Annotated in this window: 22 protein-coding genes; 9 read left to right on the plus strand and 13 right to left on the minus strand. The window is 55.2% G+C overall.

The window, feature by feature from the left end:
• Positions 1-9 precede the first annotated feature (9 nt).
• Positions 10-915 carry a LysR family transcriptional regulator gene (locus LG204_RS01415; RefSeq protein ID WP_230335799.1) on the minus strand — a complete coding sequence of 302 codons (906 nt, stop codon included), beginning with the start codon at positions 913-915 and terminating at the stop codon, positions 10-12.
• A 131-nt stretch (positions 916-1046) separates the two neighbouring features.
• Between LG204_RS01415 and rnk the strand changes: the two genes are divergently transcribed.
• The 7 genes from rnk to LG204_RS01450 all read left to right on the plus strand — a co-directional run bounded on the left by rnk (position 1047) and on the right by LG204_RS01450 (position 6847).
• Positions 1047-1403 (plus strand): nucleoside diphosphate kinase regulator, encoded by a 357-nt coding sequence (gene rnk, locus LG204_RS01420; RefSeq protein ID WP_230335611.1) that lies wholly within the window; start codon positions 1047-1049, stop codon positions 1401-1403.
• A gap of 140 nt (positions 1404-1543) precedes the next feature.
• Positions 1544-2578: an AAA family ATPase gene (locus LG204_RS01425; protein WP_230335612.1), complete on the plus strand. Its 1035-nt coding sequence runs from the start codon at positions 1544-1546 to the stop codon at positions 2576-2578.
• A 4-nt stretch (positions 2579-2582) separates the two neighbouring features.
• On the plus strand, positions 2583-3446 hold the full coding sequence (locus LG204_RS01430) for a DUF58 domain-containing protein (protein WP_230335613.1): 864 nt from the start codon (positions 2583-2585) through the stop codon (positions 3444-3446).
• Positions 3443-4369, plus strand: coding sequence for a nonribosomal peptide synthetase MxaA (locus LG204_RS01435; RefSeq protein ID WP_230335614.1), 927 nt, complete (start codon positions 3443-3445; stop codon positions 4367-4369). Before LG204_RS01430 ends, LG204_RS01435 begins: the two co-directional genes overlap by 4 nt.
• On the plus strand, positions 4366-5349 hold the full coding sequence (locus LG204_RS01440; RefSeq protein ID WP_230335615.1) for a VWA domain-containing protein: 984 nt from the start codon (positions 4366-4368) through the stop codon (positions 5347-5349). Before LG204_RS01435 ends, LG204_RS01440 begins: the two co-directional genes overlap by 4 nt.
• Entirely contained in the window at positions 5346-5870 is a 525-nt protein-coding gene (locus LG204_RS01445) for a hypothetical protein (protein WP_230335616.1), read from the plus strand. The genes LG204_RS01440 and LG204_RS01445 overlap by 4 nt, the downstream gene beginning before the upstream one ends.
• On the plus strand, positions 5867-6847 hold the full coding sequence (locus LG204_RS01450; protein ID WP_230335617.1) for a vWA domain-containing protein: 981 nt from the start codon (positions 5867-5869) through the stop codon (positions 6845-6847). The genes LG204_RS01445 and LG204_RS01450 overlap by 4 nt, the downstream gene beginning before the upstream one ends.
• A gap of 68 nt (positions 6848-6915) precedes the next feature.
• On the opposite strand, the gene LG204_RS01455 is transcribed toward LG204_RS01450, so the two are convergent.
• Complete coding sequence (locus tag LG204_RS01455; protein ID WP_230335618.1) at positions 6916-7932, minus strand: zinc-binding alcohol dehydrogenase family protein; 1017 nt, start codon at positions 7930-7932, stop codon at positions 6916-6918.
• Between the two features lie 93 nt (positions 7933-8025).
• Between LG204_RS01455 and LG204_RS01460 the strand changes: the two genes are divergently transcribed.
• Entirely contained in the window at positions 8026-8943 is a 918-nt protein-coding gene (locus tag LG204_RS01460; RefSeq protein ID WP_230335619.1) for a LysR family transcriptional regulator, read from the plus strand.
• Positions 8944-9220: 277 nt separating this feature from the next.
• On the plus strand, positions 9221-10675 hold the full coding sequence (locus tag LG204_RS01465; protein ID WP_230335620.1) for an ArnT family glycosyltransferase: 1455 nt from the start codon (positions 9221-9223) through the stop codon (positions 10673-10675).
• Here LG204_RS01465 and LG204_RS01470 read toward each other — a convergent pair.
• From LG204_RS01470 to LG204_RS01520, 11 genes are all read right to left on the minus strand, one after another.
• Positions 10672-12837 (minus strand): putative bifunctional diguanylate cyclase/phosphodiesterase, encoded by a 2166-nt coding sequence (locus LG204_RS01470; RefSeq protein ID WP_230335621.1) that lies wholly within the window; start codon positions 12835-12837, stop codon positions 10672-10674. The genes LG204_RS01465 and LG204_RS01470 overlap by 4 nt on opposite strands.
• Before the next feature lie 31 nt (positions 12838-12868).
• Positions 12869-13951, minus strand: a complete 1083-nt coding sequence (locus LG204_RS01475) for a protein-glutamate methylesterase/protein-glutamine glutaminase (protein WP_230335622.1) — start codon at positions 13949-13951, stop codon at positions 12869-12871.
• Between the two features lie 27 nt (positions 13952-13978).
• Positions 13979-14476 (minus strand): chemotaxis protein CheD, encoded by a 498-nt coding sequence (locus tag LG204_RS01480; RefSeq protein WP_230335623.1) that lies wholly within the window; start codon positions 14474-14476, stop codon positions 13979-13981.
• 2 nt (positions 14477-14478) lie between these two features.
• The gene (locus LG204_RS01485; RefSeq protein ID WP_230335624.1) at positions 14479-15288 is read right to left on the minus strand and encodes a CheR family methyltransferase; all 810 of its coding nucleotides are present in this window, start codon (positions 15286-15288) and stop codon (positions 14479-14481) included.
• 66 nt (positions 15289-15354) lie between these two features.
• Positions 15355-15906, minus strand: a complete 552-nt coding sequence (locus tag LG204_RS01490; protein WP_230335800.1) for a chemotaxis protein CheW — start codon at positions 15904-15906, stop codon at positions 15355-15357.
• Positions 15907-15915: 9 nt separating this feature from the next.
• On the minus strand, positions 15916-18174 hold the full coding sequence (locus LG204_RS01495; RefSeq protein WP_456085624.1) for a methyl-accepting chemotaxis protein: 2259 nt from the start codon (positions 18172-18174) through the stop codon (positions 15916-15918).
• Between the two features lie 239 nt (positions 18175-18413).
• Positions 18414-18947, minus strand: a complete 534-nt coding sequence (locus LG204_RS01500) for a chemotaxis protein CheW (RefSeq protein ID WP_230335626.1) — start codon at positions 18945-18947, stop codon at positions 18414-18416.
• Between the two features lie 9 nt (positions 18948-18956).
• Positions 18957-21131, minus strand: coding sequence for a HAMP domain-containing methyl-accepting chemotaxis protein (locus LG204_RS01505; RefSeq protein ID WP_230335627.1), 2175 nt, complete (start codon positions 21129-21131; stop codon positions 18957-18959).
• A gap of 61 nt (positions 21132-21192) precedes the next feature.
• Positions 21193-21879, minus strand: coding sequence for a DUF2490 domain-containing protein (locus tag LG204_RS01510; RefSeq protein WP_230335628.1), 687 nt, complete (start codon positions 21877-21879; stop codon positions 21193-21195).
• 1 nt (position 21880) lies between these two features.
• Positions 21881-22408 carry a chemotaxis protein CheW gene (locus LG204_RS01515; protein ID WP_230335629.1) on the minus strand — a complete coding sequence of 176 codons (528 nt, stop codon included), beginning with the start codon at positions 22406-22408 and terminating at the stop codon, positions 21881-21883.
• Between the two features lie 9 nt (positions 22409-22417).
• Positions 22418-24052 (minus strand): methyl-accepting chemotaxis protein, encoded by a 1635-nt coding sequence (locus LG204_RS01520; RefSeq protein WP_230335630.1) that lies wholly within the window; start codon positions 24050-24052, stop codon positions 22418-22420.
• Positions 24053-24093 lie beyond the last annotated feature (41 nt).

Below are 24093 nucleotides of genomic sequence, written 5' to 3' on the forward strand. Positions count from 1 at the left end.
CTATTGCCTTTACAAGGCATCCCAGTAGGGCTCTGGACTGAATCTGGCCAGCAAGAAATCAATAAACGTGCGCGCCTTGAGCGGCAAATGCCGATTGGGCAGATACATGGCATACACGTGCTGCTCAACCGGGATGTACTCCGACAGCACTGACTGCAGATGGCCGGATTGCAAATGATTGCCGATGATGAAGGTCGGCAGCAAGGCAAGCCCGAAGCCACCCAGCACCACTTGCGACAAAGCCTCGTCATCATTGATGCGCACACGCCCAGACACCGGCACGGCAATATCGCCCTCCGGCCCCTTGAAGCGCCACCAGCCTTTATCCCCCGAATGTGTGTAGTCAAGGCAGTTATGTGCGGTCAGCGCCATGGGCGATGTCGGCAAGCCATGCTGGGCAAAATAGGCCGCGGTGCCGCAGATTTGCCGACGAACTGCCGCGAGTTTTCTGGCCACCAGTGCAGGCGGCGGCTCCTGCGTGACTTTGACGATGACATCATAGCCTTCTTCCGCCAGATCAATCTGGCGATCAGTAATCGTCATGTCCAGTTCGACTTCAGGATACTGCTGTAAAAAATCCGCCATGGCCGGCGCCACATGCAGGGTGCCAAAGGCCACAGAAGCGGCGACACGCAAAGTACCGCTGGGCTTGCTGTTGAGATTTTCCACCACCTGGCTGGCACGCTCCGACTCGGCGACGATGCGTGCGCAATGCTCCAGCATGGCGGCGCCCACCTCGGTCAGGCTGAGGTGTCGCGTACTCCGGTTCAGCAAACGCGCACCAAGTGCGCTTTCCAGCTTGGCTACCGCCTTGCTGACAGCAGAGCGCGACATCCCCAGCTTTCTGGCAGCGGTGGAGAAACTTTGCTCCTGGGCCACATGGGCAAAAACAGCCATCAGATTCAGATCATGCATATTGATTGTATCCATTTTGGAAACTTACCTTTTCCAGTATAGCGGCTTATGGTCGGCCTGATATCCCCTTATGATGTGATGACATGCCCCTGCCACTTGGCGGGGGCTTTCGTTTTTAAAGGATATTTAACATGCAGGACAGATACTTATATATATCAGAGCCGGATTACGCCGTGCTTCATACCCTGACCAGGCATCACCCGCTAAGCGATGAACTGGACCGTGCCATTGTAGTGCCAAGTGAAAAAATGCCGCCCGATATTGTCAGCCTGAATTCGCGGGTGACATATATTGATGAAAGCAACGGTGTCAGCCGCAATATTGAGCTGGTACTGCCAGAAGAGGCGAATATGGAGCAGGGCAAGGTATCGGTATTGGCACCTGTCGGCACGGCACTCTTGGGGCTGAAGGCGGGGCAAAGTATTGAATGGCCTTTCCCCAATGGCATGCCGCGACGCTTGCGTGTGGTCAGCGCCATCTCGCCATAAGGTGAGCATCGCCACAGGAATCATTCCGCCTGATGGATCGCTGGCGACCATGATCGGGAAAATTTCCCGTTTACAATATACAGACCAGTATATAACATGGGGTACAGACTCCCTTTTACAACGATTTATAAGGACGCAGAATGACTCCCGGATTGGACACGCAGCTCGCCGATTGGCGCGACAAGGCCCTCAAGCTTGAAAACAGCGTCAAACAGGTCATTGTTGGCCAGGATCACGCCATCCGCCTGATGAACCTGGCGATCTTCGCCCGTGGACACGTGCTGCTGGAAGGCGGCGTGGGCGTCGGCAAGACGACCCTGCTACAGGCGATCACCCGGGCCATTGGCGGCGCTTATGAGCGGATTGAAGGCACGGTCGACCTGATGCCGAATGATCTGGTTTACCACACCTTTCTCGGGCCGGATGGCCGCCCGCAGATCGACGAAGGCCCGCTGCTGCGTGCAGGCGAAAACCTTTCGGTGTTTTTCTTCAACGAAATCAACCGGGCGCGGCCGCAAGTACATGCGCTGATGCTACGGGTGATGGCGGAGCGCAGCGTGCATGCCTTCAAACGCGAATACAAGCTGCCACACATGCTGGTGTTTGCCGACCGTAACCAGGTGGAGAAAAACGAAACCTTCGAAATCCCCTCGGCCGCGCGCGACCGCTTCATGATGGAAATCCCGATTGAGATTCCCGAAGACCGTCAGCTACGCAAATCGCTGGTGTTTGATACCCGCTTTCAGCACACCGACCGCCTGACCGCTGAAGTGCAGGCCGACATGCTGCATTTTGACCAGATGAACGATTTTTCTGACCTGCTGCAAAACCATATCCGCTCCAGCGAGGCCATTGAAGACTATGTGCTGGACTTGTGGGATGCGACGCGCGACCCCGCCAGGTTTGGCATACACCTCGATAGCGTGGATGTGGCGCGTCTGGTGCAGGCTGGCGCCAGCCCGCGCGGCATGGGCATGCTGCTGAAAGCCGCCCGTGTGCATGCCTGGCTGCAGGAACGCGACAGCCTGTATCCGGAAGATATTCATGCCGTATTCCACGAGATCATTTCCCACCGCCTGGTGTTCAACCCCATGTATGAAATGCGGCGCACCGTGCTGGCACGCGAGTTGAGCTCGGCCATCCTCAGGACCGTTGAAGTCGCCGCCAAGGCCTGAGCGGATGGAACAAGATCACGAAAAAGCGTTCCGCTACCGTATCCCGTGGCGCACAAAAAGCATGCACCTCGGCGACCATCGTGGCACCGAGCGCGGCCTGGGGTTTGAGTACCGCGGCAACCTGCCGTTTGTCGAATACCCGGATGCCCGCCGCATGGACTTCCGGCAATCGGTGCGCGACCCTTACGAGCAGGTTCAGGTCAAGCTGTTCAATCAGGACAACACCACGCCCGTGTATGCCGTGTGCGATTTATCGAGCTCCATGCAATACGGCAGCAAGCCCCGCAAGCTGGATAGCGCGATTGCCGTGGCTGAGAGCGTGGCCTATTCCGCCTGGCAGGCGGGCGATGTCTTCAGCCTGGTGAGTTATCACGACCAGGTGGACGAAGCTTACAGCCAGCCACTCTCGCATCATCTCGCTTCATCGCTCGACCTGCTGGCGGAGCTGCGCCAGTTCCGCCGCATGCAGATGGGGGCGCGCGGTGCGCTGGAGGTATCGCAATACCTCAGCCAGCAACGCGGGCTGGTGTTCTGGATCTCTGACTTCCATATGCCCTTGCACCTGATTGAAGAAACGCTCAACTCGCTGTCGCGCCATCAACTGGTGCCGGTGGTGCTCTGGGATGAGGCTGAATTCAGCAAGCTGCCCAAGTTTGGCATTGGCAATATGCTGGATCCGGAAACAGGTGCCATGCGCACCATCTTCTTTCGCGATTATGTGCGCAAGCAATTCATGGCGGCGTTTGCACAGCGTAAAACCGCGCTGGAACAGCTGTTTCTCCAGTTCGACAGCCAACCGCTTTTTCTCTCTGAAAGCTTTACGCCGGATGTCATGACCCGGTACTTTGACCAATACGTGAGCTTATGAAAAATCGATTCCTTGTTTCCCTGCTGCATGGCCTCCTGCTGCTGGCATTGGCTGCCCCCATGTGGGCAGCCGCGTCGGCGCCGACCCCTGTCAATGCGCGCGACATCAGTATTCAGAACCCCTCGCGCAATGTCGGCCTGAAAATCGGCGATGTACTGACACGCACTGTGTCGGTGGACCTGCCTCCGGGCTTTCGCATTGCCAAAAGCGCCCTGCCGCAAAAAAACAGCCAGCAACAGGGCATAGAGCTGGTTGAGGTCAGGCTGGATGAAACATCCGCAGGCAAGGCCATGCATTACACGCTGACCCTGCGCTACCAGATATTTGCCCACCGCACACAAGCCAGCGTGCTGCAGTTGCCGGAAGAAACCATCGCCGCCACCGGCGACAAGCAGGCCGTCACCATCACCGTGCCCGCCTGGCGTTTCTGGCTATCGCCACTGGCTGCCAGCACCATGGCATCGGCCAAGGCGAATGTGATGCCCGAGCTGCCGCCAGCCCTCATCGCCACCCAGGAACACAAACTGCGCGTATATGCCTGCCTCGCCCTGCTGGCGTTGGGATTGCTGGGCTTGCTGTATATCAATGCCGAGCGTGCCTGGCTGCCCATGATGGGCGGGCCATTTGCCCGGGCTTATCGCCGCCTGAAACGCCTGCCTGAATCATCAACGCAAGCGGCCTATCTGCTGCTGCACCAGGCGTTTAATCGCACTTATGGCAGCAGCCTGTTTGCGACGGATATTCCCGCCTTCATTGCGCAGCATCCTCGGTTTGCGCCTCTGCAGGCAGACATCGAAGCCTTCTTCCAGGCATCGGCCGCCAACCTGTTTGCCGGGCGGCAGAACGAGACTGAGCATACCGTCAAGGCTGGCCTGCTCAAGCTCTGCCGTCAGCTGCGCGACTGCGAGCGGAGGGCAAGATGACGTTTTTGCATCCCTGGAGCCTGCTCCTGCTGCCACTGGCACTGATCCCGTTCTGGCTTAAAAGCAGCCAGGGGCAGATGTACTCATGGCTGGATATCGCACCGAAAGATACTTTGTCCGATATCGTGGACCTGGGCATCAAGGCCGCTACCGCGCTGCTGATTGTCTGCATCATCCTGGCCATTGCCGCACCGCAAGGCTCTGAACGCCAGGTCGTGCGGGTAGGCAAGGGCGCCCAGACCGTGCTGGTGATTGACCGTAGCGTCAGCATGGATCACCCGTTTGCGGGCGATTCCACCAGTGGCCGCGTAGCCGAGATCAAATCGGCCGCCGCCCGCCGCCTGATCACCGGCTTTATCGATGCACGGCCGGACGACATGATGGGCGTGGTGGCCTTCACCAATTCGGCGCTTTACGGCACCAAGATCACTGCCAATCGCAAAGCCATCCATGCCGCCATTGCCGCAGCCACCAGCGCCGGGATCAACCAGACCAACATCGGCGCAGGCGTAACTGAGGCCGTGGCCCTGTTTGACCAGATTCAGAGCTCGGGCTCGCGCGCCATCATTCTGCTGTCGGACGGGGCAGGCAAACTGAGTCCGCGCATCAAGAACAAAATCCGCGAGCAGGTGACGGCACGCGGCCTGAATCTTTACTGGATCGTGCTGCGCGAGCCGGACGACATCAGTATTTTTTCATCGGACCGGGTGTATGAAGAAGGCAATGAGCCACCCGCCATCGCTCTCGATCTGTTTTTCAAATCGCTGAAAATCAAATACAAGGCATACGAGGCGCACAACCCCACCACCTTGCAATCCGCGATTCAGGACATTGATGCGCGCGAGAAAAACATCATCCAGTATTCGGTCACCATCGCGGGGCGCGATTATTCCCGCATCTTTATTCTGGTAGCGCTGGTCCTGGGACTGGCCCTGCTCATCACCAAACATTTGAGGGTTCCCGCATGGCAATCGGCTTGAAAACAAAAAACGCCCTGCTTTCCGTACTCGTGCTGGCAGGCATGGTGGGCGGCGGTTACGAGGCATATACGCTGTGGAAAATCGAGCGTTTCAATGCGGCGTTGCGAGATAACACCGCGCTACCCGTGGACCAGTATCCGCTCACCGAAAAATTCGCCGCCGCCTATCGGCAAGGCAATGCCGGGGAGTACAAGCATGCCATCCAGACGTATGGACAATTGCTGGAGATGGCTCCGGATGTGGAAGCGCAGGCAAGGGTGCACTACAACGTGGGCAACAACCTGCTGCGCTTTGGCCTGAGCCGCCGAGTGAATGATGACGGCAGCCTGATTGAAGATGCGCGCTATGCGCTGATGCAGGCACGCGCCTCTTATGAGCAAGCCTTGCGCCTCAACCCGGCGTTGCTGCCTGCCAGCTTCAATCTGGATCTGCTGCTGTCCATCCTGCCAGCCAACTTGCAACAGGTGGAAAAAGAGCAGTCCGGCGTGCAACTCAGCAACCTGCCGATAGGCTTGCCATGATGCGTCTGATCCATGGTCTGAAAGCCAACTATGCCACCGTGCTGTATGTGCTGGCGCTCGCCTTCATGCTGCTCGCGCTGTTCAAGCCGCAGATTCAGCTCAAGCAGGACGTGCACAACTACCTGCTGATTGCTGATGTGTCGCAGAGCATGAATGCAGAAGATGCGATGCTCGCGGGCAAGCCGGTGAGCCGCATGGCCTACACCCGGCACCTCATGAAACGTGTGGTGGAAACATCGCCTTGTGGCACTTATTTCAGCGTGGGGGTATTTGCTGCCGAGAACGTCGGCCTGCTCTTCATGCCGCTGGAAGTATGTGCCAACTACGACATCATTACCGACACCATCAACCATCTCGACTGGCGCATGGCCTGGCGCGGCAACAGCCGCCTGAGCTTTGGCGTGAAGTCGGGCGAAACCGTGCTGGACTCCTTGAATGCGCCTGCGCAACTAGTGTTCTTTACCGATGGCGACGAAGCTCCCAAGGTCAATGCCATCAACAAGCTGGACCTGGGCGCCATGGATGGCAGCCACTGGCTATTCGTAGGTGTGGGCGGTCACGAGCCAGTGCCTATCCCCCGGTTCAATAGCGATAACAAATGGGTAGGCTTCTGGCCGTCAGATGCCAAGGAGTTTTCCGCCGGTGCGGTGGGCGTCACCTACAACGACACCTCCAAGGACGAGCCCGACCCTATCGTAGCCTATGCCGAATTTGACCGTTATCTCTCGCAACTGGAAGACGGCTATCTCAAGGAACTGGCGGGCGAGATCAAGGCGAAATACATCGAAGGCAAAGATGAAGCCGGGTTTTATGACTATATCCAGCAGCAGAAACCCGCTGCCGTTTTCGTCACCGATTACAACATCCGCTGGCTGTATCTCGGCCTGGCCTTGCTGCTGATTCTTGGCGTGTATGGCCCGGACCTGAGCAAGACCTGGCAGCGCTACCGTCAACGGCCCTCACGCCAAGCCTCCTGACCAACTGGCCAGGGGCTGGCTGAATCAAAACCAGACAGGCGTCTTGATTTCTCAAGCGCCTGCGGACCTTAAAACCCTTCCAGCACAATCTTGCCGCGTGCCTGCCCGGACTCAATCAGGGCATGCGCGCGCCGCAGGTTTTCTGCCGTAATGCGGCCAAAATTCTCGGCGACCGTGGTGCGCAACACGCCGTTATCTACCAACGAGGCCACTTCGGTCAGGATATGGTGTTGCGCTTGCATATCGGCCGTGGCAAACAGGGCTCGTGTAAACATCAGCTCCCAATGCAGCGAAACACTCTTGCGTTTGAGCTTGATCACATCCAGCGGCGTGGCCGGATCATCAATCAGCCCGAATTTGCCCTGCGGCGCAATCACCTCGGCAATCTGCTCAAAATAGGTTTCGGTGTAGGTGAGGCTCACCACATAGTCCGGCGCTGGCAGGCCGATTGCGGCGAGCTGGGGAGCCAGTGGCACATGATGGTCAATCACATGATGCGCGCCCAGATTGCGTATCCAGGCCTGGCTTTCCGGACGCGAGGCAGTGGCAATCACCGTCAGGCCAGTCAGGCGGCGCGCCAGCTGTACCAGGATAGAACCCACACCACCCGCCGCCCCGATCACCAGCAGGGATTTGCCGTAGCCATGGGCACCGCGTGCAATGGTCAGGCGGTCAAACAACATTTCCCACGCCGTGATACTGGTCAGCGGCAACGAGGCCGCAGCGGCGAAATCCAGCGTCGCCGGCATAGGGCCGACTATGCGCTCATCCACCAGCTGCAACTCGCTGTTGCTCCCGGGCCGGTTAATCGCCCCGGCATACCAGACGGTATCTCCGGGCTTGAACAGGCTCACCCCCGGCCCCACGGCGCGCACCACCCCCGCAGCATCCCACCCTAGGACGTTCCATTCGCCTGTAGGTGGCTGCTGGCCACGGCGTATCTTGGTGTCCACCGGGTTCACCGCAATCGCCTTTACTTCGACCAGCAGATCACGGCCATGGGCAACAGGGTCCGCCAGAGTCACATCGACCAATGAATCGGCTTGGCTGATAGGCAGCGAATGTTGGTAAGCAATGGCTTTCATGGCAGCTCTCTTTCATAAAATGGATAACGGTGCCAGTTTCATTGATTTGATCCAATTGATAAACTGGCCCTGACTTGTTTAAGCTTCAATATTATGTTGAAAATAAAAAACCTGGCAGACCTCGAGCTCTTCATCACCACCGCCCAGTATGGCAGCCTGTCTGCCGCGGCGCGCAGCCTGGAGATTTCCCCCGCCGTTGCCAGCGCAGCGCTCAAGCGGCTGGAAAGTGAACTCGGGGTATTGCTGTTCGTGCGCACGACACGCAGCCTGCGGCTGACCGCCGAAGGTGAGCGCTTGCTGGCACGCAGCCAACCGCTGATCAATGAACTGCGCGACCTAGCCGATGAGCTGGTCGCCGGGCATAGCCTGATCCGTGGTGAGCTCAGCCTGTCCTTGCCTTCTGACCTGGGGCGCAATGTCATCCTGCCCTGGCTGGATGAATTTCAACAGCAGCATCCCGAGCTCCACGTGCGCGTGCAATTGTCAGACCGCATTGCCGATGTCATGCGCGAGCCGGTAGATGTCGCGATACGCTATGGGCAACCACCGGACTCGAGCCAGGTCGCCTTGCCCCTGGTCACCGACAACCGGCGCGTACTTTGTGCAGCCCCACACTATCTGGCTACCCATGGCACGCCGAGCAGCCCTGCCGAGCTGAGCCAGCACAACTGCCTGTGCTTTCGGGTGGGCGATGCTCTTTACAATCGCTGGCGTTTCACTCGCGATGGCGAGGTACTGGACATCGATGTCCGCGGCAATCGTTCAGCAGATGACGCGGATGCCGTGCGTCACTGGACAATATCCGGCTATGGCATCTGTTACCGCTCATGGCTGGATGTCGGGCGCGATGTCACAGCCGGGCGGCTCACCGTCATCTGCCCGCAATGGCAGGGAGAATCCTTGCCGCTGAACCTCATCTGCCCTGACCGCCGCCAGCTCTCGCCTACCATACGCCTGCTGCGCGAACACTTGCAGCATCGCTTTCAGGTCTATGCCCGGCAAGGCAGCTGATAGCGGCACGCCCGCACCGCAGCGGGCACCTCACTGATCTTCACTTCCAGCCTCTATCCCCGCAATCCTGCGCAGGCCTTGCCGCATTTCATACGTTTTATGCAGGGCAGCCTTCAGCAAACATTCATCAACAAAACAAAATAATCATTACATTACATACGGTTACAACCGGCATGCGTCAAATCCGAATCCGGGCCCTTAACTTGCAGATGCATCACATCAGGAATTTGTAAGCTTGCGTCGTTACCATCGCGCAACTCCTCAATGCATGTGTTAAATGTTGACCGGGTTTATGCACAATCGTCGTTTTTCTTCTACGCATCTGCTGCTGATGCTGATCGTGGCAGGCCTCTTGATCAAGCTGATCAGCCTTGGCCTGTTCCCCTTGTTTGACTCTACCGAATCGCGCTACGCAGAAATCGGCCGCAAGATGTATGAGTTGAATGACTGGATCACCCCTTGGTATGACTACGGGATTCCGTTCTGGGCCAAACCACCCATGGCATTCTGGCTCACAGCGGCAAGCTATCACGTGTTTGGTGTGAATGCTTTTGCGGCGCGTTTGCCGCATTTCCTGCTGGGCGTGGCTATTCTGTGGGTGATATGGGGCTGGCTAGGCCCACGTCGGCCCGCAGAGCGTTTGTATGCCTGCGTGATTCTCAGCGTATCGGTGCTGTTTTTCATCTCCATGGGCGCCGTCATGACCGACATGGCGCTGGCGCTGAGCTGTATCCTGATGATGCGCGGTTTCTGGCTGGGCATGCACGGCACGGAGCAAAGCCGCGCCAAAGAACGCTGGCTGCTCTTCATCGGCGCAGGCATAGGCTTGCTGGCCAAAGGGCCGATTGCCTGTATTTTAAGCGGGGTACCTATCGTGCTCTGGTGTCTGCTGGCCGGACGTTTGGGCGAAGCCCTGCGTAGTTTCCCTTGGGTGCGCGGCAGCCTGCTGGCACTTGCCATGGCGCTGCCCTGGTATATCGCCGCCGAGCTGAAGACGCCCGGATTTATCGATTACTTCATTGTGGGTGAGCACTGGCATCGCTTTCTCACGCCGCACTGGCAGGGCGACCGTTACGGTCATGCCCATGCCTTTCCGCATGGCGCCATCTGGATTTTCATCCTGATCGGCACCTTGCCATGGTCATTGTTGCTGCCGCTTTTTATTGGCTGGAAAAAACCGCTGGCATTACGGGATATCCACAACAAAGCCCGCCTGCGCCAATGGTATTTCCTGATCTGGGGCTTAAGCCCGGGCATTTTCTTCACCGCTGCCGCCAATATCATCTGGACCTATGCGCTGCCTGGCTTGGCAGGCCTGGCCATGCTGGCGGCAAGCTGGCTGGCGCGGCGCGGTCCGGCCCGGCGCGTAGCCCGCGTGCTGGCCGCGGGCATGCTGATTGTGGTGGTTGGCTGGTCAGCCTATCTGGCACACGAATATGAGGACGGCTGGGGCAGCTTCAGCACCACGCGTAATCTGGTCTGGCAATATCAGAAGGAAAAACAGCCCGGCGAGCCGCTGATCGGTTACCCATTTCTAGATTACTCCACGGAGTTTTACACCGAAGGCAACGCCATCAAGGTATCAACAGAAACTGCGCTGGAATCGGCCATGCAACACGGCAAGGCTTATGTGGCGATGCACAAGACACCCTATAAAAATCTGCCAGACAGCTTCAAGCAGCGCCTGCATGTGGTGGCCGAACATGGGGATTATCTGCTGCTGAAGAATTAACCGGCGGCCTCTGCCAATTGAAGCGTCGACAGGCTGCTTGCCAGCCACGACACAAAATCGTGCTGTGGCAATGGGCGTGAAATGAAATACCCTTGCCCCAGATCACAGCCCAGCTCAGCCAGCAGATTCAGCTGTTGCTCGGTCTCTATACCTTCGGCGATCACCTGATAGCCCAGCTCGTGCGCCATGGTAATAATGGCTTTGCATAGCGCCTGGTTCTTGGTCGAGGTGGTCAGGTTAGTGATAAATGAGCGGTCTATCTTCAGGTAATCGATTTCATACGAACTCAAATAGGACAGGGAAGAATAGCCCGTCCCAAAATCATCCAGTGAAATACTCATGCCGGTATCGCGGATTTTCTTGATGCGCGCATTAACTTCCTGGCTTTGCTGCAGGAGCAGACCTTCGGTAATTTCAACCGAAATTGCCTTGCCAGGAAGGCCCAGACTCGTCAGAAAAGCGGCCCAATCCAGCTTGCCAACAGTTAGGAATTGGATGGGCGATTTATTCACGCTTATCTGAAAGTCAGGCACATAACTATCGCGCAATGCCTTGGCAAAAGCAGCGGCCTCTTTAAATACCCAATCGCCAATGGCATTGATAAGCCCGGTGGATTCGGCCAGCGGAATAAATTCCGCCGGGCTGATATAGCCGCGTTCGGGATGTTTCCAGCGCACCAAGGCCTCCGCCTTGACCGTTACCCGGTTATCGAGCCGGAAAATGGGCTGGTAAAACACTTCAAACGCTTGCTCCTCAACCGCAAAGCGCAGCTCGGTCGTCAACTTGGATCGCTTCAGCGCAATCTGCTCCAGCTCCTGCGAATAGAAGGCGTATTGTCCACGCGCTTTGCTCTTGGCCAGATAGAGCGCCTGGTCGGCATATTTCATGAGCACATTGGGCGACAGGGTATGCTGCGGATATAAGGCGATGCCGATACTGGCGGCGCAAAACACCACCTCCGACAGTAACTCATAGCTTTGGCTAAGCACCCGCAGCACATTGGCAGCAGTTTTTTCCAGCTCGGCCAGACTGGCAGTGGTGGTGACAATAATGAATTCATCTCCGCCCTCACGCGCCACAATATCCACAGGCAATACCGCTGACTGAATACGGCTGGCCGCTTCCATCAGCAGCATATCGCCGTAGATATGGCCGAGGGCGTCGTTTACATCCTTGAAGTTATCAAGGTCAACGATCATCAGCGCGACCATGTTATTGGCGCCATGATCGCCATGGATACGCTCGCTCAACAGCTGATTCAGAAGGTGTTTATTCGGCAGGCCGGTCAAGGCATCGTAATTGGCCTGCTGCCAGATCAGCCGTTCGGTCTGTTTGCGGGCCGTGATATCGGTATTGGTGCCTATCATGCGCCGGGGGCCTTCGCTATCGTTCCCGGTCATGACCATGCCCTTGGACAATATCCAGCACCACTCTGCGCTTTTGGTCAGCATGCGGTACTCGCAGATCAGGCTTTGCGCCTCGCCCGCTTTCACCGCATCAAATTGCGCCCGCAAATCAGCAATATCGGAAGGATGCACGCGTGAAATCCACTCATCCCCCTCGTCGCCGATTTCATCATCGGCATACCCCAGCATGGTTTTCCACTGCGTACTGAACGCAACCCGATTGCTGTTCAGATCCCAATCCCACACGCCATGCCCTGCGCCATCCAATGCAAATTTCCAGCGGGCACTGCTGGCGGCCAGGGCTTGATTCTCTATCGCCATCGTGAGCCATTGCGATGCCATGCTCGCCATGGCCAGCAGGCTGGATTGCTGCAGCTGCGATAGCGACCTGGGTTCAGTATTGATCAGGAAGAGCCAGCCCAGGCAATCACCGTTGGCGTCTTTCAGGTGCGCGGCGGCAAAAAACCGGATGTGGGGTGTTGCCTGCGCAGGGAATAAGGCCGCACAAACAGGGTCAAGCAACGTATCTTCCACCTGCCTGATATCTTGCACATCGTGCGTCAGTTGGCAAAAAAGCGGAGCTTGCGCACGCAAGCTGGCGGAGATGGCAGAGGGGGCGTGCACGACCACATGCCCCTGCCCGGTCACCAGCATGGCTGCCTCTACCTCAAACTGCGCGCAAAGCGCTGCCATCAGGCTTTCCATGCCTTGCTCCAGCGGCGTCTGTGCCTCAGTCCTGGTACCCGCAGATGTCATGTCGTGGAAACCTCTATCTCATGGCTGTCAGTTAACGATGCATGGCGCCGTAGTTCTGGATCTCGGTGGCAATCCCATCCAGCGAGATACTCTTATTGACGCCTCCCAGCTTGACCGCCTCCTTGGGCATGCCATACACCACGCAACTTCGCTCATCCTGGGCAACAGTGGTTGCCCCTACATCATGCATTTCTTTCATGCCCTGCGCGCCATCATCGCCCATGCCGGTCATGATGATACCCAGGGCATTTTTACCCGCAGATTGTGCCACCGAGCGGAACAGCACATTGACCGAGGGTTTGTGGCGACTGACCGGCGGACCATCAATCACATCCACAAAATACTGGGCGCCGCTGCGCTTCAGTACCATATGCTTGCCCCCGGGTGCAATCAGCGCCCGGCCCATCACGACCCGATCACCTTTTGCCGCTTCTTTTACCTCAATGGCACAGAGCTGATTGAGGCGGGCGGCAAAGGCCGCCGTAAAGTTTTCCGGCATGTGCTGCACGATGACAATACCGGGGCATACCCGAGGCAGCGCGGTCAGCACTCGTTCCAGCGCCTGGGTACCCCCGGTTGAGGTGCCGATGGCCACTATTTTTTCGGTGGTCTGCGCCATGGCTGCTGGCTTGGGTGCCAGTACCGCATCCGCGGTGAGTTTGGTTGGCGTCTTGACCGCAGGCGGTGGATCGTTATGCAGGATCTTGCGCACATTGGCCTTGGCCGCCGCCTTGATATGCTGCACCAGGTCGTCCGCCGACTCGGTCATGAAGGATTTCAGACCTGCCTTGGGCTTGGTGATGATACTCACCGCCCCGGCGGCCAGGGCCTCCATGGTAGTCTCAGCCCCTTTTTCGGTCAGGGTCGAACAGATGATCACTGGAGTGGGGCGCTGCGCCATGATCTTCTTCAGGAAAGTAATGCCATCCATACGCGGCATTTCCACATCCAGGATCAATACATCCGGCCATTCTTTCTGCATTTTCTCAATGGCAAAAATAGGGTCGGAGGCGACACCAATTATCTCCACCTCTTTTGAAGCTTCGAGATAACTGGTCAACACCTGCCTCACCACAGCCGAGTCATCCACGATCATTACTTTTATTTTATTCATTATTGAATCCTGGTTAAGGATGTACCCCTACATTTTCACGTGCCGCATCCAGACGTGCCCACTCCACACGTCGAACGAAATATTGCGGTGCCCCGAGCCCCCGAGATGGCTGGCCTTGCAGCGGAAACCATGTTTTTTAAGAATGCTTTCCACCGCGTCGATATTTTTGGAGCCTATCGTCTTGCTGAATTCCTTGGCCGTCTTCGGGAACATATTACCGCCGCCAAAAATCTTGACGTGGTAGTTCTTGTCGAACGCCTTGAATTTCTTCATCTCATCAAACATCATCGCAATCGCATCATCGGCATACCGCCCATCCAGCGCATGCAGTGCAGGCGCATCGTGCTTGGGTGGCATCATGATATGGGTCATGCCCCCCAGCAGCTTTTCCGGGTGCCAGAACACCACTGAGACACACGAGCCGAGCACCGTACGAATCCGCGTATGGCGATCACCAAAATACAATTCGCCTGGCTGCAAAAAAATATCAATAACAAAGGGCGGTTTTTCCGGCTTTACCACCATCGTTATAACGGCCTTTGATAAATTGAGGGTTGAACAATCTGAAACTTTTCGCTGATGCCATTCAGGCTTTCCGAATGGCTGATAAACAGGTAGCCACCTGGTTTCAGCAAGCTGTACATGCGGTCCAACAAGGCCCGCTTGGTATCGTTATCAAAATAAATCATCACATTGCGCAGAAAAATCATGTCGAGCTCCCCCAGCTTGGGCAGCGGATGCATCAGATTGATATGCTGAAACCGCATCTGGCGCCGTAATTCCTTGGAAATCAGCACCACGCCATCCTGGCTGCCTGTGCCTTTCAGACAATATTTCACCAAGTAGTTTCGGGGAATATCTTCAATCACATCCTGCGGGTAACGACCACGGGTTGCCGTTTCCAGCACGCGCGTGCTGACATCGGAGGCAATGATCTCCCACAGCTTGCTTGGCAGGTGCTCGGCCAGCACCATGGCCAGGGTGTAGGGCTCTTCACCGCTGGAGCAGGCCGCACTCCACACGCGGAACACCTTGGTCTTGTTGTGCTGGGGCAGCACCTTGTCGCGGACAAAATCAAAGTGCTTGGGCTCGCGAAAAAAATAGGTTTCATTGGTCGTCAGAAAGTCGACCACTACCTGCTGCTCGGCCTCATTGCCTTTTTGGTGAATGAACTCGTAATACTGTTTGAACGTATTGAAGTTGTAATACTTGAGTCGCTTGGCCAGACGGCCACTCACCAGCGATTGCTTGTTATCGCTGAGACTGATGCCCACTTGTCCGTAAATAAACTTTTTGAAAAGCTGAAATTCCGGCTGCGTAATGGAGCGAATATCCATCCTAACCTCCATTTGCTCGATGCAGGCCGGGCATCAAGGTCATGCCCAGCCTGCTATCGACGATACTTAATTCAAAACCAGCTCCGCCATTTCATCGGCAGATAACACCTGGTTCACATTCAGGATAATCACAAACTTCTGATTGATCTTTCCCATGCCATCAATAAAATCCGTCCGGATTTGTGCTCCGAACGAGGGCACAGGCTCAATCTGGTCGCGGGCAATTTCCAGCACTTCATTCACCGCATCCACCAGCACACCGATCACCTGCTGTGCTCCCGCGCGATCCACCTCGAGAATCACGATGCAGGTCTTGCGTGAGATGGCGGCTTCCTCCCTGTCAAAGCGCACTGCCAGATCAATCACCGGCACCGCCGCGCCGCGCAGATTGATCACTCCGCGAATAAAAGAGGGCATCTGCGGCACGATGGTAAGATTGCCGTACTCGATAATCTCCTTGATACGGAGAATATTGATGGCAAAAATCTCGGCACCCAACATGAAGGTCAGGTATTGCCTGTCGTCGTTATTATCCGCCAGCGGCTGCAGTTGCTGGCCCCGGCCACCCGGCACCAGGGCCTGCGCCCTGGCTGTTTCACGCGTCATTGTTTGCGTCATCATGGCCCCCTAGAACTTCACAAACTCGGCATCCTCGGCTTCATCAAATGAAAACGAGGCCTCAGAACTTGCTGCTTTTTTGGCGAACTGAGGCTTGGTCGGCTTTTTGGCAACAGACCGGGTGCTGCCATCGGATTGGCCAATATTGAAAAAGCCGATCAGCTCCTGCAACTGCTCGGCCTGGCCGCTCATTTCCTCGGAGGTCGCAGCCAGCTCTTCACTGCCGCTGGCGTTTTGCTGGGTAATCTGGCTCATCTGGTTCATCGCCACATTGATCTGCGCGGCACCTGTGCTTTGCTCCTCGCTGGCCGCGGTAATTTCCTGCACCAGATCACTGGTCTTGTTGATATTGGGCACCATTTCTTCCAACAGCTTGCCGGCCTTTTCCGCCGTACCCACGCTGTTTTCGGCCAGTTCGCCGATTTCCTGCGCCGCCACCTGGCTACGTTCGGCCAGTTTGCGCACTTCAGCGGCGACTACGGCAAAGCCCTTGCCATGCTCACCGGCACGGGCGGCTTCAATTGCCGCATTCAGCGCCAGCAGATTGGTCTGGTAGGCAATGTCATCAATGATGCTGATCTTGTTGGCGATGCTCTTCATGGCCGCCACGGTCTGCACCACGGCCGCCCCACCCTCATTGGCATCGGTCGCCGCCTTGGCCGAGATGCTTTCGGTCACTTTGGCATTTTCCGTGTTCTGGTTGATCGAAGCACTCATCTGTTCAATGGAAGCACTGGTTTCCTCCACGCTGGCGGCCTGCTCATTGGTCGCTTGAGAAAGACTTTGTGCCGTGGAGCTCACCTGATCCGCAGCACTGGCAATGCCATCTGCCGAGTTGCGGACTTCCGCCACCACTTGCGAGATCTTCTCGATGGTGTTGTTGACCGTTTGCTTGAAGTCTTCCAGCTGGCCTTTGTAATGACCTTTTACCTTGACGGTCAGATCGCCATTTTCCATCGCCTGCAATACGGCCACCGCTTCATTGACTGGCAGAATGATGCTATCCAGCGTGGTATTGATGCCCTGCACGATGGTGTTGTACTCCCCCTTGTGCTTGGAGGCATCAGCACGGTAATCGAGTTGCCCCTCAGCGGCAGCGCCTATCAACTCGCGCGTATCGGCAGACACGGCTTTCAGGTTGCGGCGCACCTGCTCTATCGTCTCATTGATAAAGGCTTTCTTGCCTGGCAGCTGTTCCATCGGTGCTTCAAAGTTACCTTCTCCGAACTCGCGTATGACAGCCATGGCTTTTTTCTTCACTGCAATGTGCCCGCTGACCATGGTATTGACACCCGCTGCCATGGTCTTGAAGTCGCCCTGCAATTTGTCGACAGTCATCATGACGTCAATGTCGCCTGCGTCATGCTCCTGCGACATATGATTCATGTCGGCAATAAAGCCTTTCAGGTTGCCGCGCATCTTTTCAATGGTGTCATTGATAAAGGCCTTCTTGCCTGGCAGCTGCTCCATCGGTGCCTCAAAATTGCCTTCGCCAAACGCATTGATCACGGCCATCGCTTTTTTCTTCACCGCAATATGCCCGCCCACCATGGTATTGACACCCGCCGCCATGGTGCGGAAATCACCCTGGAATTTTTCTGTATTCATCATGACGTCGATATCACCCGAGTCATGCTCTTTCGACATATGGCTCATGTCGGCGATAAAGCCCTTGAGGTTGCTGCGCATCTTTTCGATGGTGTCATTGATAAAGGCTTTTTTGCCCGGCAGCTGTTCCAGCGGTGCGTCAAAATCACCCTCGCCAAACGATTTGATCACGGCCATGGCTTTTTTCTTCACCGCAATATGCCCGCCCACCATGGTATTGACACCCGCCGCCATGGTGCGGAAATCACCCTGGAATTTTTCTGTATTCATCATGACGTCGATATCACCCGAGTCATGCTCTTTCGACATATGACTCATGTCGGCAATAAAACCTTTGAGGTTGCCGCGCATCTTTTCGATGGTTTCATTGATAAACGCTTTTTTGCCCGGCAGCTGTTCCATCGGCGCGTCAAAATTGCCTTCGCCAAACGCCTTGATCACGGCCATGGCTTTTTTCTTCACCGCAATATGCCCACCCACCATGGTATTGACCCCAGCCGCCATGATCCTGAAGTCGCCTTGGAAGCGATCGGTATTCATCATGACGTCGATATCGCCCGCATCATGCTCCCTGGACATGTGGTTCATGTCCTGCACAAAAGCGGCCAGATCTTTTTTCTGCTGGTCCAGACTAGCCTGCAATCTCTTCAAGCTCTCCATGACCGGACTCAACGCATCGCGCTCCGCGTCATGAATCTGTATCACCGTGTTACCCTGCTGCAATTGATTCAGTGCATGCACAACCTCATCAATGCGCTCTTGTTTTACTCGGATGCCTAGAAAACCCATGATCAATACCTCGAATTAGAAAATCACTGCAAAATTCACTCCATAAGTTAGTTGCAAGCCATTTGCAAAAGCTCATGCCGACGCATGCCACTACATACTGCTAAACCAAACTACACCTGAGCCAGCTCTGCCATCTCATCAACAGACAAGACCTGGTTTACATTCAGGATAATCACAAACTTCTGATCCACCTTGCCCATGCCATCAATAAAATCGGTGCGAATTTTTGCCCCGAATGATGGCACTGGCTCGATCTGGTCACTGGCAATTTCCAGTACTTCATTCACGGCATCCACCATGACGCCTATCACCTGCTGTGCCTCTTCGTGGTCAACTTCAATGATCACAATGCAGGTTTTGCGCGAAAGGGTCGCTTCGCCTTTTTCAAAGCGCGCGGCCAGATCAATCACCGGCACCACCGCCCCGCGCAGGTTAATCACCCCGCGAATAAAGGGCGGCATCTTGGGCACCATGGTGAGATTGCCGTACTCGATAATCTCCTTGATGCTGAGGATGTTGATGGCAAATATCTCCGCTCCCAGCATGAACGTCAGATACTGCTGATCGTCACTTTGACCATCCAGCATAGCGCCGCGTGAGACCACGCTTCGGCCCTGTGCCAGCTCCTTGACCATGTCATTCATGATGGCCCCTTAAAACTTCACAAACTCAGCGTCTTCAGCATCATCCAGGCTTGAGGTAACAGGCAGGATGGACGTTGGCACGCTATGCGCAGTTTTGGCTTTTGACCCTTTCTTGGTAGTAGCCCGCTGGGAAGAACCACCCGCATTCTTGATGCTGAAAAAGCCGATGAGCTCCTGCAATTGCTCGGCCTGCCCGCTCATTTCTTCAGCGGTGGCAGCCAACTCTTCACTACCGCTGGCATTTTGCTGGGTGATCTGGCTCATCTGGTTCATTGCCACATTGATCTGCGATGCACCGCTGCTTTGCTCTTGGCTGGCGGCGGTAATTTCTTGCACCAGGTCACTGGTCTTGTTGATGTTGGGCACCATTTCTTCCAGCAGCTTGCCGGCTTTTTCAGCGGTACCGACGCTACTTTCAGCCAGTTCGCCGATTTCCTGCGCGGCTACCTGGCTGCGCTCGGCCAGCTTGCGTACTTCGGCAGCCACCACCGCAAAGCCCTTGCCATGCTCACCGGCACGTGCCGCTTCAATCGCGGCATTCAGCGCCAGCAGATTGGTCTGGTAAGCAATGTCGTCAATGATGCTGATCTTGTTGGCGATGCTCTTCATGGCGGCCACGGTCTGCAACACCGCCGTACCACCTTCATTGGCATCGGTAGCTGCTTTGGCAGAAATGCCTTCGGTGACCTTGGCGTTTTCGGTGTTCTGATTGATCGAAGCACTCATTTGCTCAACAGAAGCGCTGGTTTCTTCCACGCTGGCGGCTTGCTCATTGGTGGCTTGCGACAGGCTTTGTGCGGTCGAGCTGACCTGCTCGCTTGCACTGGCAATACCGTCAGCCGAATTACGTACCTCAGCCACCACCTGCGAGATTTTTTCGATGGTGTTGTTGACTGTGTGCTTGAAGTCGTCCAGCTGACCTTTGTAATGACCATCCACCGTCTTGGTCAGGTCACCTTTTTCCATGGCCTGCAGTACCGCAATCGCTTCGTTCAACGGCACAATAATGTTATCCAGCGTGGCATTGATGCCTTGGACGATCTTGTTGTACTCACCCTTGTGCTTGGATGCATCGGCACGATAGTCCAGCTTGCCTTCGGCAGCAGCAGCAATCAGCTCGCGGGTATCGGCAGAGACGGCTTTCAGATTGCGGCGAACCTGCTCAATGGTCTCGTTGATAAATACCTTCTTGCCCGGTAATTGTTCCATGGGGGCTTCAAAGTTACCTTCACCAAACTCCTTGAATACGGCCATGGCTTTCTTGTTCATGGCAATGTGACCGCCCACCATGGTATTCACACCTACCGCCATTGTTTTGAAGTCGCCCTGAAAAGTCTCGGTGCTCATCGTCACGTCAATATCGCCGAGGTCGTGCTCTTTTGACATGTGGTTCATGTCAGCAATAAACCCTTTCAGGTTTTCCAGCATTTTTTTCATGGCGCCTTGCAGCTGGCCAATTTCATCCTGACTGGTGACGGCAATATCATTGGAGAGATCGCCGCGGGCGATAGCCTCAGCCACCGCTACCGATTTATTGAGGCCGGTGACAATCCCCTTGGTGATGATGAAGCCAATCACCACCATCAATACCAGAATGCTACCCGCCACGATGTTGGACATGAGTTCGGCACTATTCTTTGCCGCAATCGCCCCTTCTGCACTTTTGGAGGCAATCTCAATGTTGTATTCCATTTGTGCGATCAGGCTGGTGGAGACCTTTTCGGCGTTGGCCACATTGGCATTCAGGGCATCGCGTGCGCCTTCCTGATTGTGCTGGCGAGATAACTCAACAGCTTTTTCCAGCCCTGGCAAATAGTCATTCAAGGCCTTGATGTTTTCTTCCAGCATGTCGCGGTCTTTATCGTCGGCGATCATGCCTTCCTTCTCGTACTTCTTGAATTCCTTGAAAATATTGTCACGTGCTTCTTTGATCTTGGTTTCGATCTCCGCCATCTTGGCATCATCGGTCATCAAGGCATGCCGATACGCTCGGGCGCGCAAGTACCCGAAGTTTTCGTTGGCGCGGCTCAGCGTCACAATGCTGGGGATACTGTTGGTATTAGAGATATTGGTTGTTTCAAAAACGTAATCCATTCGGTTCTGGCCTAGCCACGCCAGACTGATCAGACCAATCAAGGCCACTATTACTAACAAACTCATTTTTTTCGCAACGGTCATTTTCACTTTTCAATCTCCAACCCATAAATTTACATTTATAAAATTCGTTCAGAATATGTGTGTACGCTTAAAAATTGACACTCAGCACCCCAGACAACGTATGGTTCATGCGATCATCCGTCGAGGTGCGGATGTATTGGTTCAGGTAACCCCACTCGGTTTTCACACTGGCAGAAAAGTCATGGGATATGCCGAGGAAAAGCCGGTTTTGATCAAAGCCACTACGTGCGCCCCAATCCGTATGGTTGGTATTGAAAAACACCTCATCCCAGGCGACGACGCTCCATGCCCCTGACAAAGGATGGGTCATGCGCACCATTTGGCGCAGGCGGTATCCGGTATCTTCAAACTCCTCCACCCGCCGCTCTTCCAGGCGTACGCGAGCAGACAAGGACGTTGAGCCAATAGGCTCGAAAGCGTAGAGAAGCTGTTGCCATATGCGGTGCTCGTCGCGAATATCGCCACTCACCAGATAGTTTCTGACATAGCCATAACCCAGCCAGACACTCAGGTTTTTGGATACCTTGTAATTGATGGCCGGGCGCAGCAACAGGCTATCGATGTGCTCGGCATTTTCACGAAATCGTGGCTGGATTTCGGCATACCAGCGCCAGCCATCCGCAGGCAACTTGCCCTGCAAGGTCAGGTTGAGCCATAGCCGGTTATCTTCATCGGTAGCGGCGTGAGCCATGCTGGCAAACCCCAGGCTAGCGATGAGTAACAAATATTGCAGGCCGGGGCGTGTCATCATCATGCTAGGCCTGCACCAGCTCTGCCATCTCATCCACCGACAAGACCTGATTTACATTCAGGATGATCACAAACTTCTGATCCACCTTGCCCATGCCATCAATAAAATCGGTGCGAATTTTTGCCCCGAACGATGGCACGGGCTCGATCTGTTCGCTGGCGATTTCCAACACTTCATTCACCGCATCCACGAGCACTCCGATCACCTGCTGCACCTCTTCGTGGTCAACTTCGATGATCACGATGCAGGACTTTCTGGAGATGGCTGCCTCACCACGCGAGAAACGCGCCGCGAGATCAATCACCGGCACCACCGCTCCGCGCAGGTTGATCACCCCGCGGATAAACGATGGCATCTTGGGCACAATGGTGAGATTGCCGTATTCGATAATCTCCTTGATGCTGAGAATATTGATGGCAAAGGTCTCTGACCCTAGCATGAACGTCAGGTACTGCTGCTGATCTTCCAGCGCCCGTCCGCCCGCAACAAGGCTTTGCCCTGTTGCCACTGCTTGTTTGACTGTTTCCACCATGATGACTCCTTAGAACTTCACAAACTCAGAGTCTTCGGCGTCATTAAAACTCGACGAGGCCTGAGCGGCTGGTGGCGCGTACGCACCGCCTTTAGACTTGGGCGCTTTTTTTGGTGCTGTACGCTGGAACGATGATCCTGTTTCCTTGATATTGAAGAAGGCGATCAGTTGTTGCAGTTGCTCGGCCTGCCCGCTCATTTCCTCGGCGGTCGCGGCCAGCTCTTCACTGCTGCTGGCGTTCTGCTGGGTGATCTGGCTCATCTGGTTCATCGCCACATTGATCTGCGCGGCACCGCTACTTTGCTCCTGGCTGGCGGCGGTGATTTCTTGCACCAGATCACTGGTCTTGTTGATGTTGGGCACCATTTCTTCCAGCAGCTTGCCGGCTTTTTCTGCTGTGCCTACGCTGTTGGATGCCAGCTCGCCGATTTCCTGCGCGGCCACCTGGCTACGCTCGGCCAGTTTGCGCACTTCGGCAGCCACCACAGCAAAGCCCTTGCCATGCTCACCGGCACGGGCGGCTTCAATCGCGGCATTCAGCGCCAGCAGGTTGGTCTGGTAAGCAATGTCGTCAATGATGCTGATCTTGTTGGCGATACTCTTCATGGCTTCCACGGTCTGCACCACGGCGGTACCGCCTTCATTGGCATCGGTAGAGGCTTTGGCAGAGATGCCTTCGGTGACCTTGGCATTTTCGGTGTTCTGGTTAATGGAAGCGCTCATTTCTTCCACCGAAGCACTGGTTTGCTCCACACTCGCCGCTTGCTCATTCGTAGCTTGCGACAGGCTCTGGGCAGTCGAGCTCACCTGCTCGGATGCACTGGCAATACCATCGGCAGCGCTACGCACTTCACTGACAATACCGGAGAGTTTTTCCACCATGGCCTTCATCGCGGCCAGCATGCTGGTAGAGTCGCCAGGCTTGATTTCAACCTGCATGGAAAGATCACCGGCAGCCACTTTGCTTGCTACTTCAGCGGCATAATTTGGCTCGCCACCCAGTTGCTTGAGCAAGTCGCGGGTGATCAGAACACCGATGATGGCAACCACAATCAACACAACGACGGTAATAATCATGGAATTAAGAACCGCAGTACGCTGAATCGCCACCGCTTCGGCAGAAGCGTTATTGCCGATTTCAACGTTATATTGTCGATCAGCATTAATCATCTCGTGGACTTTTGCGAAGATATCCTTGGAAGCAAAGGTGAATTTGCGAGCCTCTTCGATTTTGTTAGCCCGTGACAAAGAGAGTAATTGGTCTCTTACGGGGTCATAGTCTTTCAATGCAGAGCGAATGTCTTTGATGAGGGAGGCATCCTTGGCATCTGTGATGTTATTTTTTTCGTACTTATCAAGCGCCTCATCCATTTTTGCGCGGTGCTCCAATACCGTTTTATCCAGCTGAGCCATGGTGGCATCATCGGTATTGATAACGTGCTGGTATACAGTCTCTTGCAGGTCTGAATAGGATTTACTTAAGTCATCCAGGACGATAATACTGGGCACGGTATTGATCGTAACGTAATTGGTTTTCTCAAAAACCTGATTGATGTAGTACTGTCCACTGAAAGCAAGCACGATCAGGCCAATAATGGCAATGGACAGTAACAAGATCATTTTTTTTGCGACGGTAAGTTTCATTTTATGCTCCAGGGCATGAGTTCTTAAGATTAATTACGCAA

This window comes from Methylovorus menthalis, from assembly GCF_020523625.1.
GTDB lineage: Bacteria > Pseudomonadota > Gammaproteobacteria > Burkholderiales > Methylophilaceae > Methylovorus > Methylovorus menthalis.